At 38.7% G+C, this 15,177-nt stretch carries 16 protein-coding genes; 4 read left to right on the top strand and 12 right to left on the bottom strand.

Annotated elements, in window-relative coordinates; all coding sequences use genetic code 11:
- Positions 1 to 204: 204 nt before the first annotated feature.
- Genes NSQ59_RS03440 through NSQ59_RS03430 form a run of 3 tightly spaced genes read right to left on the bottom strand, consistent with a single transcriptional unit; the run spans position 205 to position 4,187 of the window.
- Positions 205 to 1,743 (bottom strand): response regulator, encoded by a 1,539-nt coding sequence (locus NSQ59_RS03440; protein WP_126647515.1) that lies wholly within the window; start codon positions 1,741 to 1,743, stop codon positions 205 to 207.
- 3 nt (positions 1,744 to 1,746) lie between these two features.
- Complete coding sequence (locus tag NSQ59_RS03435; RefSeq protein ID WP_340829250.1) at positions 1,747 to 3,186, bottom strand: sensor histidine kinase; 1,440 nt, start codon at positions 3,184 to 3,186, stop codon at positions 1,747 to 1,749.
- Complete coding sequence (locus tag NSQ59_RS03430) at positions 3,183 to 4,187, bottom strand: sugar-binding protein (RefSeq protein WP_445669194.1); 1,005 nt, start codon at positions 4,185 to 4,187, stop codon at positions 3,183 to 3,185. Before NSQ59_RS03430 ends, NSQ59_RS03435 begins: the two co-directional genes overlap by 4 nt.
- Positions 4,188 to 4,274: 87 nt before the next feature.
- Here NSQ59_RS03430 and NSQ59_RS03425 point away from each other — a divergent pair, with 87 nt between their 5' ends.
- Together NSQ59_RS03425 and NSQ59_RS03420 are read left to right on the top strand one after the other, a co-directional pair.
- Complete coding sequence (locus NSQ59_RS03425) at positions 4,275 to 4,628, top strand: ArsR/SmtB family transcription factor (RefSeq protein WP_235950643.1); 354 nt, start codon at positions 4,275 to 4,277, stop codon at positions 4,626 to 4,628.
- Positions 4,621 to 5,079: an SRPBCC family protein gene (locus NSQ59_RS03420; protein WP_340829246.1), complete on the top strand. Its 459-nt coding sequence runs from the start codon at positions 4,621 to 4,623 to the stop codon at positions 5,077 to 5,079. The genes NSQ59_RS03425 and NSQ59_RS03420 overlap by 8 nt, the downstream gene beginning before the upstream one ends.
- An 82-nt stretch (positions 5,080 to 5,161) precedes the next feature.
- On the opposite strand, the gene manA is transcribed toward NSQ59_RS03420, so the two are convergent.
- From manA to NSQ59_RS03400, 4 genes are all read right to left on the bottom strand, one after another.
- Entirely contained in the window at positions 5,162 to 6,109 is a 948-nt protein-coding gene (gene manA, locus NSQ59_RS03415) for a mannose-6-phosphate isomerase, class I (protein WP_340829244.1), read from the bottom strand.
- 18 nt (positions 6,110 to 6,127) lie between these two features.
- Positions 6,128 to 6,988, bottom strand: coding sequence for an ROK family protein (locus tag NSQ59_RS03410; RefSeq protein ID WP_340829241.1), 861 nt, complete (start codon positions 6,986 to 6,988; stop codon positions 6,128 to 6,130).
- 30 nt (positions 6,989 to 7,018) lie between these two features.
- A complete protein-coding gene (gene gloA2, locus NSQ59_RS03405) occupies positions 7,019 to 7,405 on the bottom strand; it encodes an SMU1112c/YaeR family gloxylase I-like metalloprotein (RefSeq protein ID WP_340829238.1) in 387 nt (128 codons plus the stop codon).
- Between the two features lie 571 nt (positions 7,406 to 7,976).
- Complete coding sequence (locus NSQ59_RS03400) at positions 7,977 to 8,831, bottom strand: CvfB family protein (RefSeq protein ID WP_055738264.1); 855 nt, start codon at positions 8,829 to 8,831, stop codon at positions 7,977 to 7,979.
- 289 nt (positions 8,832 to 9,120) lie between these two features.
- Here NSQ59_RS03400 and NSQ59_RS03395 point away from each other — a divergent pair, with 289 nt between their 5' ends.
- Both NSQ59_RS03395 and NSQ59_RS03390 read left to right on the top strand, forming a co-directional pair.
- Positions 9,121 to 9,360, top strand: coding sequence for a hypothetical protein (locus NSQ59_RS03395; RefSeq protein WP_055738263.1), 240 nt, complete (start codon positions 9,121 to 9,123; stop codon positions 9,358 to 9,360).
- Complete coding sequence (locus tag NSQ59_RS03390; RefSeq protein WP_163258641.1) at positions 9,347 to 9,484, top strand: DUF6254 family protein; 138 nt, start codon at positions 9,347 to 9,349, stop codon at positions 9,482 to 9,484. The genes NSQ59_RS03395 and NSQ59_RS03390 overlap by 14 nt, the downstream gene beginning before the upstream one ends.
- A gap of 369 nt (positions 9,485 to 9,853) precedes the next feature.
- Here the strand turns inward: NSQ59_RS03390 and NSQ59_RS03385 are convergent, their stop codons facing one another.
- From NSQ59_RS03385 to NSQ59_RS03365, 5 genes are all read right to left on the bottom strand, one after another.
- On the bottom strand, positions 9,854 to 12,514 hold the full coding sequence (locus NSQ59_RS03385) for an endonuclease (protein ID WP_340829231.1): 2,661 nt from the start codon (positions 12,512 to 12,514) through the stop codon (positions 9,854 to 9,856).
- Positions 12,515 to 12,954: 440 nt separating this feature from the next.
- A complete protein-coding gene (locus NSQ59_RS03380; RefSeq protein ID WP_055738261.1) occupies positions 12,955 to 13,137 on the bottom strand; it encodes a cold-shock protein in 183 nt (60 codons plus the stop codon).
- Between the two features lie 242 nt (positions 13,138 to 13,379).
- Positions 13,380 to 13,520 (bottom strand): YjcZ family sporulation protein, encoded by a 141-nt coding sequence (locus NSQ59_RS03375; RefSeq protein WP_083489196.1) that lies wholly within the window; start codon positions 13,518 to 13,520, stop codon positions 13,380 to 13,382.
- 37 nt (positions 13,521 to 13,557) lie between these two features.
- Positions 13,558 to 13,647, bottom strand: a complete 90-nt coding sequence (locus NSQ59_RS03370) for a YjcZ family sporulation protein (protein WP_055738260.1) — start codon at positions 13,645 to 13,647, stop codon at positions 13,558 to 13,560.
- A gap of 364 nt (positions 13,648 to 14,011) precedes the next feature.
- Positions 14,012 to 15,148, bottom strand: coding sequence for an acyl-CoA dehydrogenase family protein (locus tag NSQ59_RS03365; RefSeq protein ID WP_055738259.1), 1,137 nt, complete (start codon positions 15,146 to 15,148; stop codon positions 14,012 to 14,014).
- Between the last annotated feature and the right edge of the window lie 29 nt (positions 15,149 to 15,177).

Below are 15,177 nucleotides of genomic sequence, written 5' to 3'. Positions count from 1 at the left end.
GCAGTATTAATTTCTTCTAAGACCAGCGACTTACTAGAAAAGCGGGGACGCCTTGCCCATCGGCGTATGGATTTCGTAGCCTTCGACTGAGATAAAGGAAACCGTGCTGAGGTAGTTCAGGAGCTGATGTTGACTTATCTTAGGTAGGAGACGGAGAAATCCACTTGCCGATAGGCGTTGGAGCTAGAAATATATAATCCGTATTTACGTGAATGGGGTTTGTGTACTCCGATATGCAGTAGGAGCAACACCGGTTTTCTTTTTAAATACACGGCTAAAATAGTTCGGATCCTTATAACCGACACTGAAACAAATTTCCTTCAAGCTTTTATTCGTATTGAGCATTTCCTTCTTTGCTTGTTCAATGCGCAAATCCGTCACATAATCGATAAAATTTACCCCGTATTTTTCTTTAAAAAGCTTACTAAAATGAAATGGGCTAAGCTCTACATACTCCGCCACTTCCTCTAAAGTAATCGTTTTATGGAAGTGCTCCGTAATATATTCCTTTGCCTTCAATAAATATCCTTTTGTATGACTATTTCTCCATGCTTGAACAAGCTCTGCAGATTCAACTACATATTGTCTTGTCGCTGCAATCATTTGATCATATGAACCATTTTGCTGGAAAGTGTATGGATCTGTTTGGATTCCTATTTCATACAAGGCTCTTGAAACGACAATCCATAATTCCTCCAACATTCTTTCCGCTTTTTGCTCCGATTGGGATTCCAGCTCGCTGACATAGAGTTCAAATACCTCCAGCACATGCTGGCGGTCACCCATTTTGATGAGATCAATCAACTCTTTCTCTTTTTCTAATGATAAAAATTCTTCGTTCCTAGTTTCTGTTGGAAACGCATAGGCTACTTCATGTTGATGATTTCGCTGCTCCAACGCACGTAATGCTTCATGATAAGAGTTTGGCAAATCTTCTATTGTTTGAAAGGGATGCCCCATCGCTGCGAATAGCGATAAATTTGATTCTCTCAGTTTGGTTACAACATTTCTAACCAGTTTAATTGCTTGTGATTTCATGCGATTTTTCTCCTGAGTAGAATTAAATAATATAAGTACAGGAATCTTATTTTCTACCATAGGGCCAATCATGCATTCACTTTTTGTTTTTAACTGTTCCTTCAGTTTTTGATAGATATAATGCTTCTGCTCTTTTAACAATTGCCCATTTTGTTCTTGGATAATAAAAATAACAATAATTCCCGATTTCACCTCAACGCCAAGAAGCTCACTCCATGCCTCAAAGCTTATATGGTCATTTAATATCGATGAAAGCCATTCTGTCTCAATAACAGAAAGGGCCCGTTTCAGACTATCTTGCAGTAATTGTTTCTCCGCTTGCAGCTGTCTTTCTTCCTCAATCTCTCGCATAACCCTCGACAATGCAGCAATCACTTCTGATTGTTTACTCGGTTTTAATAAATATTCCTTTACACCTTGCTGCATGACTTCTTTTGCATACTCAAAGGTATTGAAAGCGGACACCATAATAAATTTGATTTGTTTATTTTTCTTTCTAATTTCTCTTACAGCCTCGACACCATCGATCCCCGGCATTTTGATATCCATCATCATGATATCCGGTTTGAGCATATCTGCCAGCTGGATCGCCATTCTCCCATTAACCGCTTCCCCAATCAAATCGATGTCAGGTATTTCTTTTTCAATCATTTTCGACAATGCTTTTCGTTCCAACATTTCATCATCGGCTATTACTAGACGCATAACCTATACCCCCTTGATTTTTAAGCGAAAAGTAGTCCCTCTCCCTAGCTCCGATTCAATCTCCACTACATCCTTTTCTTGATAAAAAAGCTGCATGCGCTTAATCACATTAATTACGCCGATCCCTGTGGAATGCCCGGATCGCTTATGTAATTCATTTGGATGCATATCTTCTGCGTTCACATAATTTAATAGTCTCTGTTTTGTCTCCTGATCCATTCCTAAACCGTCATCCATCACCTCAATGAAAATCTGATCCGCTTCTTTAAAAATGGATAACGTAATGGACCCGCCTTCCTCCTTTGACTCCACCCCATGGATAAAAGCGTTTTCGACAATCGGCTGCAAGGTAAGCCTGGGAACTGGTGCCTGCATACAACTTTCATCAATATGAGTATAAAAGGAAATACGATCTCCAAACCTTGTTTGTTGTATGTAAAAATATTCTTTTACCACATTGATTTCATCTTTCAAAGATGAAGGCTTATCGATATTTTCCAAATTATATCGCAGTAATGTGGATACCGATTCTATCAGTCTCGTAGTCTCAGGCGCCTCCTCTAAATACGCCATTTTCGCAATGTTATTTAAGGTATTAAACAAAAAATGCGGGTTTATTTGATTTTGGAGGTTTTTCAGCTCCAGCTCCTTTAAAAGCTTATCCAGTTCCGATTTATCTTTAATTTCATTAACTAATTCAATGATATTTTTTCGCATTTGGTTAAAGGTTTCCGTTAAAAGCTTCAATTCATCCTTACTAGTAACCATTATGTCTTCACCAGTCAAATGCCCTGCCGAGATTTCCTTGGCAGCTAGCGAAAGACGCCTTATTGGATTCGTAATTCCTCCTGATATACGGATGGCCAATATCGTACAGAGGATAAACACCGCGCTTAAAAATAAACCGGCAGTTATCCGATAATAATGATTTCGTTTTACCATTTGATTATAAAAAAGCTGGTAGGAGGTTAGTTCCTGATTAATTAAGGACAACGTGTTTTCCTGTATATATCCCGAAATATCTGTTGCCTCATTAAAATAGGAAGAGTACTGATTGATATCATTGTCTTGGAAAGCACTGATAGCAATATAGCTGTCATCCAGAAAGCTTTCGAGCATATTTTCATAATTCGTTAAAACGACGTAGTTAGATTTGTTTTGAATTTCACTGTCTAATCTTTTTTTATTTGACCGCAACTTTATATTGGTTTTATTGAACTCGTTTAAATAGACAGGATCCTTTTCCACAATATAGGCATTCATTTTTTCCACAAGGGTATTCGTTTGCTGAGAAATTTCATTTAATAATAAAAAACGCTGAAAGCTGCGGTCATATTCCCGCATAATTTGCTCACTGCTGCTGTACAAATAAAAAGCGACACCATTCACAAGAACAACTAGAATAATAAAGTATAGGATTAGTTTTGTGCGAATACGAATCATGACGGCGACCTCTTTTGCTGTTCGATTGCGGCAATCGGCAAATCACTTCGGTGAATGACCTTAGTTTCCGTATAATTTAACTTCGGCACTCTAATTCCTTCTTCGATTGCTACCATCATCTCTACCGATTTGTAGCCCATTTCATAAGGCTCTTGCATTACAGTTGCATCAATAATTCCTTTTTCCATATCATTGATTGTATCTTTAATGGTATCAAATGCGATGATGTACATGGAGTTCTGTCTATTTAGGTGAACGACCGTTTGGGCAATTCCGATGCCATCTAATGCACTTGTTCCAAAAAAGGCATTCGTCTCCGGATGCTCGGTTAAAATTTTATTTGCCTTCTCTGCCGCTCTTATTCTCGTAATTTTCGATTCTTCTATTGCGATTATTTTCACTCGTTTTTCCTTCCGAATCGCATCTTTAAATCCTTGGACGCGAAGCTGCTGGTGGCTTGCCTGAAAACTCCCTGTGATAATGGCAACATTTATTTTCCCTTTCGTATCAGTAAGCAATGCCTGTCCAGCGATATATCCGGAATAGTAATTATCGGAACCAATATAAGCCCTTCGATTGCTGGACGGAGCATCCGTATCAACCGTTATTACAGGAATCCCTTTATTTTCAAGATTATCGATAACTGGAGAAAATTGTTGATCATTGTATCCCTGCGTTAAAATTCCGTCAACTCTTGAGGCACCTGCTATTTTCAGTTCTTTTAGATGCTCATCAATGTTGGATTGCTTTGGTCCTCTGTATTCAAGCAGAACATGCAATCTTTTCGCGGCAGCCCTCGCCCCTTTTTCTACTAATCTCCAATAATCATTATCCATTTCCTCCGGGACAAGGACAAAATGATACTTATATTGTGGTATGGGACCATCATTTGTTTTTTTGCTAACTTCATTCATTTTAAAAGCATAAAAAATGGCTGCGGAAAACAAACCTACAAATAAGATGAAACCGATTACATAAAAAAGTCTTGTCCATCGAACCACATGCTTTCCCCCTTACTTATGTAATATATTATCATGGGAAAGTTTAGAAATGGTATCAAATATTAACGGAAAATTAGAAATAATCGTTTGACAAGCAACCAAATGGTTGCGTATAATCAATATATGGATAAAGTATTTAAAGCTCTAGCAGATGAAAGCCGCAGATTATTATTAGATCAGCTATATATGGAAAATGGACAAACCTTAAGTGAGCTCTGTACACATCTGGATATGTCTCGCCAAGCAGTGTCTAAGCATTTAGCCATTCTTGAAGAAGCTAATCTTGTTGTCGTGATTCGAAATGGACGAAACAAATTCCATTATCTTAATGCCGCACCTATCGGCGAAATTTATGAACGATGGATCGGTAAATATGAACGACATCAGGTGAAGGCTCTGTACGAACTAAAAAGAAAACTGGAGGAGGAAAATAATGACTAAGCCATCATTTGTTTATGTAACTTACATTGCAAGTACACCTGATAAAGTATGGAATGCATTGACATCAGAGGAATTTACGGAAAAATATTTTTTTGGAAGAAGAATTCAATCTGATTGGAACGAAGGATCAGACGTTACCTTCCTTCGCGAAAGAGATGAATTAGATGTTTACGGAAAAGTCCTTATTAGTGAACCCTACAAACGACTATCCTATACTTGGTTCCATGCAGATGAAAAGCCTCAGCGTGAAGAACCATCCATCGTTACCTTCGAGTTGCAGCAATTAGAGGATACTGTTAAATTAACCCTTAAACACGAAAATGTTGCAGAAGGAGATATCGTTGATAAAGAAAATACCTTCGAGGGGCTAAATAACGGTTGGCCGGCGATCATAAGTAATATGAAAAGTTTACTTGAAACAGGGAAAACCTTGCCTGCTGTGGTGGTTTGATGTCGTGTCAAGCACTACACGATTAGGAAGTCTCGCTCTACTAAAAGAAAAAAGGCTGCTTCAATCGAAGCGGCCATTTTCATTATGGATGAGACACAATCAAGCTTAATTTCCCTTCAAAAGCATACTCTCCAGTTCCTGCAGGAAGGATAAAATGATCCCCTTTACGGACCGGATATGATTGTCCACCAACCATAATAGATCCTTCTCCATCTAACACACTGAACAATTGAAAGGCTTGATCCTGCGTAAATGTTGCTTGTCCATGAATGTCCCATTTAAAAACGGAAAAGTACTCTTCTTTTACAAAAGTGGTGATGTCAGCACCTGTTACGTTTGTTGTCTCAATATGTAATTTCGCATCTGTATGTGGAACCGTGGAAACATCAATGGCTTTTTCTAAATGTAGCTCCCGCTTATTCCCTTTATCATCCGTGCGATCATAATCATATACACGATAAGTCGTATCCGAGCTTTGCTGTGTTTCCAACACTAACGTCCCTTCACACAAAGCATGGATGGTTCCGCTTGGTACATAGAAAAAGTCGCCGGGTTTCACAGGAACTCGCCGAAGCAGCTTATTCCACTCCTCATCTTCAACCATTTTGACAAGTTCTTCTTTCGTATGTGCATTATGCCCGTAAATTAGCTCTGCCCCTTCTTTACAGTCAATAATATACCAGCATTCTGTTTTGCCAAGTTCGCCATTTTCATTTTTATTGGCATATTCATCATTCGGATGGACTTGAACAGATAGGTCTGTATTCGCATCTAGAATCTTCGTCAGCAAAGGAAATACCTTTGTCTTATAGCCTCCAAATAACTCGCGGTTTTCATCCCATAACTGGATCAAGGTTTTTCCCGCAAATTGGCCATTTTTTACAACAGATGGTCCATTGGGGTGAGCAGATATTGCCCAGCATTCACCCGTATGGTTTGATGGAATCTCATATCCGAATTGTTCTTTAAGTGCAGTTCCTCCCCAAATTCGTTCTTGAAAAACAGGTTCTAAAAATAATGGTTGTATCATATTAATTTCCTTCTTTCCTTATTGCTCCGATTGTTTTGCTAAAATAAGTGCCCCAGTAATTCCTGCATTATCACCAAGACTAGGCGGTACAATGTATTCTTCCAGTGGAGGAAGCTCTACATAACCATTAATGAAACTCGCAACGTTCTCCCGTATTAACGGAAATACTTGCTGCTGTTTCATTACGCCTCCGCCTAAAATAATTTTTTCAGGAGAAAGAACTAAAATATATTGCATTAAGGCTTGTGCGATATAGTATGCTTCCATCTCCCAGACCTTTGAATTATTCTCTAGCTCTATGCCCTTCTTACCCCAACGTTCTTCAATTGCAGGGCCGGCTGCTAAACCTTCTAAGCAATCCTTATGATATGGGCATTTCCCTGTATAGGAATCCTCTTCATGCCTTCTAACCAAAATATGTCCCATTTCCGGATGTGAAAATCCTTGCAGAAGATTTCCTTGAACAACGGCACCCGCACCAATCCCGGTTCCAACTGTAATGTATAAGCAGTTTTCCATTCCTTTTGCCGCGCCTAAAGTAACTTCCCCTAATGCAGCAACATTTACATCTGTGTTGAATCCGATTGGAATATTCAGCTCCTTTTGTAAGGCTTGTAAAAACGGATAGTTAGTCCAAGCTGTTTTTGGAGTAGAAGTAATGTATCCGTATGTATTGCTTTTTACATTAATATCAATTGGTCCAAATGAACCTACACCTAAAGCACGAATCTCATGCTTTTGAAAAAATTCTAGTACCTTGGGGATTGTTTCTTCAGGTGTAAGAGTCGGAAACTGAATTCTCTCTATGATATTTCCATTCTCATCCCCAACTGCGCAAACAAACTTAGTGCCTCCCGCTTCAATTCCTCCGTAGTGCATATGCTCTCCTCCTTTTTTATGAGTGTATTTCTATACCTCATATATCTCAAGTGGCAAATTATCAGGATCCCTGAAAAAAGTAAATTTTTTATTTGTAATCAGATCTACACGAATATCCTCGCACTCAATTCCCCTTTGTTCCAATTCCTTTTTAGTTTGTTCAACTGAATCCACCTCAAATGCAAGGTGCCTTAGTCCTGCAGCTTCTGGTTTCGTTTGCCTATCAGGCGGATTCGGAAAGGAAAATAATTCAATCTGATAATGCCCGTTTATTGCCAGATCTAGCTTATAGGATCCGCGATCATTTCTAAAGACTTCATTCATGATCGAAAACCCTAATTTATTTACATAAAAATCCTTAGAAGTCTCATAATTGGAGCAAATAATCGCGACATGATGAATCCGTTTGAATAGCAATGTTTCCACCTCTTTTGCGATTATTGTACCATAACATGGGAATTTAACGTCCGTTGATCTACTTTCATTTGTAAAAATATTGATTCAGCATATGAAGGACATCTCGGCTCTATTTTGTCTCGGCACCGGTCTTCATCATGCATATGAAGGACATCTCGGCTCTATTTTGTCTCAGCATTGGTCTTCATCATGCTTATGAAGGACATCTTGGCTCTATTTTGTCTCGGCATTGGCCTTCATCACGCATATGAAGGACATCTCGGCTCTATTTTGTCTCGGCATTGGTCTTCAGCATGCTTATGAAGGACATCTCGGCTCTATTTTGTCTCGGCACCGGTCTTCAGCATGCTTATGAAGGACATCTCGGCTCTATTTTGTCTCAGCATTGGCCTTCATCACGCTATCCAAATGCGTGTTACTCCCATTTTAAAAGCCCCTTTCAAAAGGGGCAATGTTTATTCATCTTAGAACTTATTTACATAAAAAAATGTGAAGCAATTTACTCCACATTTTTACTATTTAATATTGTTAACGTTGGATACCGTTTTATGCAATACCATACATATAAAAACTACTTAAAATAGCTCCAGCCCTCTTTCTGATACACTTTTCCTTCCTTCATGAGCTTTCCAAGTGCCCTTTTAAAAGAAGCTTTGCTCATGTGAAAGCGTGCATCGATATCCTCGGGAGCGCTTTTATCCCAATATGGCATCTTCCCACCGCGGCTTTCCATATAACGATAAATAATATCGGAATCGTCTTCCATTGCTTCATGGCTTCTTTTTAGAAGGGAAACATTGATGGATCCATCGGGCTTCACATCGATTATCCGTCCCTCTACTTTTTGCCCTAAGCGAGGTTCTTGCATTCGCTGCGATTCATGAATGAAGCCAATATAGTTTTCTTCGGTAAGGATAAAGGAACCTATTTTCAACAAACGATATGCCCTTCCGGAAACATTTTTATTAAAATCTTTACGAGTGGCAGGTACTGCAATGGCTCGCATAATATCCTCTGTCGCAAGTCTGCCAAACAAACGATTATGCTTATCCGTTTTTAATGTGCAATATAACTTGTCTCCTATAGCTGGCCATAGGGTAAGTAGTGCTGGCAGGTCATCCTTGGATACAAGAATATCCTTGCTGATTCCTATGTTTACGAACACTCCCAGTTCTTCTTTTACTTCTACGACCTCTACCCAATCGTATGTACCTATTTTAATTGTTGGGATGGTCATCGTTGCACTTAATCTTCCTTGATGATCTTGATAAAGGAACACAGTTTGCGGTTCCTCTGGATCAAAGGATTCCAGAATTTCACTTTGATGAAGAAGAACATCCTCTTCCCCATTGGATAAAAAATATCCAAATGGCGCTTCCCGCTCTACATGCAGCTGAGCAATCGTTCCTGGCTGTAATCCTGTCATATATAAAAAATCCTTTCCATCTTAATGGTATTAGTTTTTATTCGTTTCATCATAACTATTCAACTATTTTATCCTTTCTATTGTACACCAAGGCTGTTTTCAAATAAATTGTTGTTTATCGTTCTTTGTATTAATTTCTAAAACTGACTAGGTTCGGAGCACCTAAAAATTTATGGTTTAAGTGGAATACAGTTAAAAGATGCCTTCATCAAACCACGAATAAAGGAACTATTTAAGTGAAGAATATGTATGAACTACCTATTTTGATTTGAGAGAAAAGGGTGAAGACATGGACCGAGACCGTGATTATCATGACAGAGATCCCCATCCAATTTCCCCTTATGAGGGTGTGGAGACAGATCCCTTTGGCGGGCCAAACATGGGATTGATGATTGATTTACCTTATAAGAACCCCTTTCATGTTACTTCTCTTCGAAAAGATGAAGAACTAGAAAGATTTTCAAAATACTTCGATGGAAAAATAGATAACGATACAAATGGAAAGGATGAACCGCATGACACAATCTAAAGGACAAAAAAAGCGTCAATGGAATGTAAGAAAGCAATCGCAAAATCCCCATGGAAAGATAAAATCTTTAGAAGAAATTGCGGATGAAATTACACCTAATGATGCTAATAATCCATCCAAATAAGCACCATTGAAACTATTTTGCATTTGTATTAAAAGCAATTGGAAATAAAGGATTTTTTCTATTTGTGGAAGGGTCTAAAAGCTGGTATAGCTTTAGGCCTTTTTTGTAAGATACTCTCACTTATGTGCCGTAAACGCTTTGATTTGTATTTCGTAAAGGACAATTAATTTCTCCTTTTTCCCCGGCTGGTCTTTTGATTCCTTATAAAGGACAATCTCCTTCTCTTTTTTACCTTAACTGGTCTTTTGTATCATCCATAAAGACAATTTGCTTCTTCTATACTCAAGCTGGCCTTTTGTAGCATCGTTAAGGACAACCTTTACCTTTTGAACAAAACAAAGGAGCCGCACCATGTCGGCTCCCTCTCTACTAAATTGCCTCTTCGTATTGTACAGTTGTTACAGACGAACTAATTAATAGATCCGCAAAATCGGCATCAATTTTCTTACCTTTTTGCGCGTTTACTTCATTTACAAAAGCATGAATCATGTTTTGTTTTACTTTTTCACTATTGGCATTTTGAATATTTTTTACTTTTGCTTGTAAGCTGTTGTATATGCCGTGATTTGTAATTTTACCGTTATCATAACCAATTGCTAGCAGCTCATCTAAATGGTCTGTATCCATCATTACTTGAATCACAAAGTCTCGTGTACTTATATTTCCAGCATAATCCTCTGCTGTTACAGATATCGTATGCTGCCCTAACGCAAGCTGAAGTGGTTCTATTTGGATTGGATTTTGAACTTCTTGACCATCAAGAGTAATTTTTACGCTTTTTACACCTGTACCCTCATCTGTCACATTAATGTTTTCTGCAATTTTATCTGTTAAATAGAAAGAAAGTGTATCCAGATCGTGAATGACTGGCGGTGTTTTATCTGCTAATTCAAAGTTGTTTAAGCTTAAAGGCTTTAATTGATAGATACCTTTAAAAATGGAAGAAACACCGGACATGTTAACTACATCACCATTTTTGTATTGGGAGGTAAACTGACCGTATGTGAGACCCGTTCTTTCATCCACGCGTACTCTAGTTATTTTTCCATCCTTAACCGCATCAAATTCAAAGGCTCCTTTTAAGGAAGTTAGATTTTGAATTTGTACATTTTCTAATTTTACAAGTTTACCTTGATTGTCATCGTTTAGTTCACTTACCGTTATAGGATTTGGGATATCTCCTGTTCCTGTTTTTTCAATTGCCAACGGATCGGATAATTCCAATTCCGTATTAAAAACAGAAAGAGGTGCAGTGATTTTTACTTTATCCCCTGGTTTAAAATCACCATCATTTAAGAACACATAGATACCAGCAGTATCATCCTGTAAATAGAACCCTTTACCACCGAATATTCCCGGTGTAGTAGTTACAATTCCTTCTACTGTTACTACGGAATCCGCGCTTAACGCTCTCGCTTCCTTTACAGTAATTTGATCTGGCAGATTTGGTTTATCTTCTGGAAGTGGTTCGGCTGGTACATTGTCGATATTTACTGGTTCCGTTAACACAGCATTTTTTGCTAAACGCAGGCGAAGATTTGCAGCGCCCTTTGTTCCAGACTTAATTTTCACCGATAAATCCTTACTGGCATGCCCTGTTGCATCTGCCGTAACAGAGAAATCTGCACTGTAATTGTACGCTGTCGGCCATGTTCCATCAGGATTTTGAATCATCGCGACCTGAGTTCCACCGGTGAGATAAATTCCCAGACTCAAACCGCTAACTGTTTGCCCTGGTGCTAAATTATCCAGTTTAACGCGAATCTGGAACGCCTGCGCATTTGGTAAAGTAGCTTGGTGCACAAATGAATATGTTGGGTTTACCGGCGCCGATTTAGTAGATCCATATGATCCAGCAGCAAAAGTAGATGAATCATACCATTTGTATCCGCCAGATGGTTGAGACCATGGCTCCGGTTGTGGTTCCGTTGAATTTTGCGGTTGCTCCCAATCATATAACTTAGTTACTGGGCTAAGTTCTAGTCCTGGAACTTTATCAAAACTAGTATAATCTTCTTGATTCGCTAACCAATTAATTGTATTAATTAAATAAATTGCATCTTGACCTTCTGTTAAAAAACCATCATAAGTTGTTTTCTTTTTCCCGTTATCTTCACGTACATATTTTGGTGTAGAATCTTCTACCGGAGAAGAATCACCTAAGAAAGCTGCTTTCCCTTTGCCTACCTTTGAAATGGCCGCAAAAGCACCTTCTTCAATGCCACCATTATTATATACACCCTGGTCTACTGCACTTCCCCATCTAGGTGGGTTTTTTGGCATATAAATTAAACCTTTTGCTTTAGTAGGATCCAAGATAGCAAGAGTAGCGCCAGCATGCATTTCGACTGTTGTAACACCTTGTATAATTCCGAAAGATTGGTCCGGCTTAACTACCGTTTCCCCTCCCGTAATATCTCCTAATGCATTAGTACGAAAACGTATACCAAAATTTTCCCCTAACCAGTCTGAGCTTACCACACCTTGCATAGCTTGAGAGGATGCTTCTTCTTTTGTCATCCCTTTAGTAGGATCGCTCCATGCCCCGCGTCTGAAACCATTGAAAACTTCTCCTGAATCCCAACGATTTAAGTTGCGGTCGGAATTATAATGGTCTCCAATAAAAAAGATACTTCCACCATTTTGCACATATTGCAACATGGCATCTTGTTCCGATTTTTTAAACGGAATATTGGATTCACCAAGAACAAATACATTGTAACCCTTTAAATCATCATACGTAATTGGCGTTGTTTTTCTTAGTTCTTTTACATAATACCCCTGGTCCGCAATAGCATTTGCGAAGTCGGAAAACGCTCCATCAATAACCCAATCCGCAGCACCCGCTGTTTCACCGTGAGTATTATCAAACAATACCTTTTTCCCATTCGGATTTTTTGGATTAATAAATGGGGCTGGATCATTTGCTCCTTCTGCCTTGGCAACATGCAAGCCAGATAGGGATGGAATGGTTCCAGCAATAAGAATGACTGTTAATACTTTTACAAACAAGCTTTTTAATTTCCCCATATTTGCCTCCCCTAAAAATAGTAATATGCCACACTTCTTTTAAGATTTTAATAGAAATGTGACATACTCATAGAAATAGTATCATCCCTCTGTCATTCATTATATAGGTCAAACAACCTAAAAAAGTAAAGGGGAGATTAAGATTATGTAAACTTTATATATTAAAACTTCTATATTTTCGCAGTATTTCGTCAAATTATCCGACCATTACCAAAGTCCTATTGATGTAATTAGTAAGTAAAATAATTTGGCTGTTTTCACAATGCTTTTCGTCATTGTTTATAAATCCTAAGTAGGATTGGTTTCGCCTTAATAAGATTGTTACTTTGCATTTCGTATACAAAAGCAACAAAGCATAACAAAAGAGCCAATTAATTTCTCTCTACCTTTTAACAATAAAAAACAGCTACCTCTTTAAGTAGCTGTAAATTACTCTTTCTTTATTCTATTACGGGTAAAATTTTCGTTCCCTTTTCCATTTCAGAATTACATAATGGGCATTTAGGAGTATCCTCAAGAGAGAATGCTTCCCTCATCCATCCAAAACAGTCGTCATTGGTGCATGACCAAATAGATGTTTCTACTTCAGGTACTGGTTCCTTCTGGCCTCTAAAATATGCCATAATAGATCGCATCCCTTCTATGAGTTACCTTTAGTATAACATTGTTCTAGGAACTAAGATATACTAATGGCTAAAAAGAAGATGAGTTACTCATCCCTCTTTATGTACATACTCAATTATTTTATGCTGGAAGGTTCGGTTTTACTCCAACTTTTTGAAAAAAGGGAAGGAACCCACTCCATATGAAATAGGTTCCGTTTTTAGTTCTATGCCATCGCCCGGTGGTATGAAACTATACTTTTTTAATAAAAGCAGGCTGCTCCAACAATGATAAGGAGGATAAATAAGACAACAATTAATGCAAATCCTGCGCCAAATCCCCCTACCGGTGCGGCATAACCATATCCACCGCAGCATCCATATCCAGGGTGTCCGTAAAACATGATCATACACTCCTTTTTGATTTTTTCTCAAATTGCATTAACATACGAATGCGGAACCGACAATAATCAATAGTATAAATAGTACAACGATTAGCGCGAATCCGCCGCCAAAACCAACTGCACTCATTTATAACACCTCCTACTGTGTTATCACTATTAGAATATGAGATTCCCCTAAAAGTGGGTGGGTGAATGACCATTTTTTGAAAAAATAATAAACTAGCCGTTCTGGTATATAGTAAAATGCCTACCAGGGATAGTTACTGCTGGAAGTGTGATGTGGGGATCTTGCCGGACACTGGTTCCGTTATCTGTGACAAAATGGGGTTTTTCTTTATGTTTGAGGACATAGGTTCCGTTATCCGGTAAAAAAACGGTTATTTTCCTGTTTTTTTACCGGATAACGGAACGAGAGTCCGCTTAACCCTTACATTAGGGTCATTTATGAAAAATAGCGGATTCTGTGTCCGCACTAATTATTAAATATGATTTTACACCCGTTTCGCTAATTGCATTAACGTCATATCGTCCATTGGAGGATTGTGAAGTCCTGCCCGAACGTCGCGATAATACCTCTGTAATGGGCTTTTTTCTGATAAGCTTCTTGCCCCGACGATTCTCATTGCAAGGTCTACAATCTCAACTGCCTGATTGGTAACCGTTAATTTCACTGCTCCAAGCTCAGGATTCATGTTGTTCCGAGACTCCGTCGTTCCTTCATCCCACATTTTCGCCACAGAATATAGAAAATGTCTGGATTGTATTAGCTTTAATTCGATTTCCCCGAACTTTTGCTGAATCGCTGGCAATTCAAAAATTGGATGGTTTAAACTGTTAGGAGTATAGCTTTTCGCGAAAGCAGCTGCTTCCCGCTTAGCTGCCTCGGCAATACCTAAGTAGCATGCCGGAATATGCAAGAGCCAGCCATTCGCAGATTTACTTCTAGGTCCGCTCTTTTCTGTTAAAAAGTGTATTGGAATCTCGACATTTTCCATCACTAAATCGTGGCTACCAGATGCTCTCATCGCCACACTGTCCCATGTTTCATCAATGGAAAGCCCTGGTGTATTGCGGGGAATTAGAAAAAAAGCTACATCATCGGAATCCTCGATGGTTGCGGATACGATAAAAAAGTCTAGGACAGGAGACATCGTTGTAAATGACTTTCTTCCATTAATCACCCATACATCACCTTGTTGCTTGGCAGTTGTAGTCGGTTTTCCTCCTCGTGTTGGACTACCCGTTTGCGGTTCTGTTGCACAGACATTGAGTAATGCGCCTTTTCGAACTTCTTCACTAACATAGGAAAAAAGCTTTTCATCCCAATTTCTTTTGTCCGTTAAATTCATCATATTTCCCATATGCCATCCTATAGATAAAGCTGTGGCACCATCACCAATTGCAATGGTTTCTTGAAAACGAACAAAATCAAATAAGGAAATTTCTGCTCCGCCATATTCCTTCGGCAAAGTCAGCCTGGTATAACCAATCCTCTTTAAATCCTCGATATTTTCAAAGGGAAAACGCCCTTCTTTATCATTCTTTGCCGCACGATCATGAAATGTTTTGACTAATCCTTCAAGAACTTGTAGACGGTCATCAAACGTATGTAAGCTTAACAGCTCCATCTTCTTCCCTCCAACATAATAAACTCTTC

Origin of the sequence: Margalitia sp. FSL K6-0131 (assembly GCF_038008735.1) — a bacterium.
Taxonomy (GTDB): Bacteria; Bacillota; Bacilli; order Bacillales; family Bacillaceae_C; genus Margalitia; species Margalitia shackletonii.
Note: the sequence above shows the minus strand (reverse complement) of the source record. Positions and strands in the feature narration are given on the sequence as shown.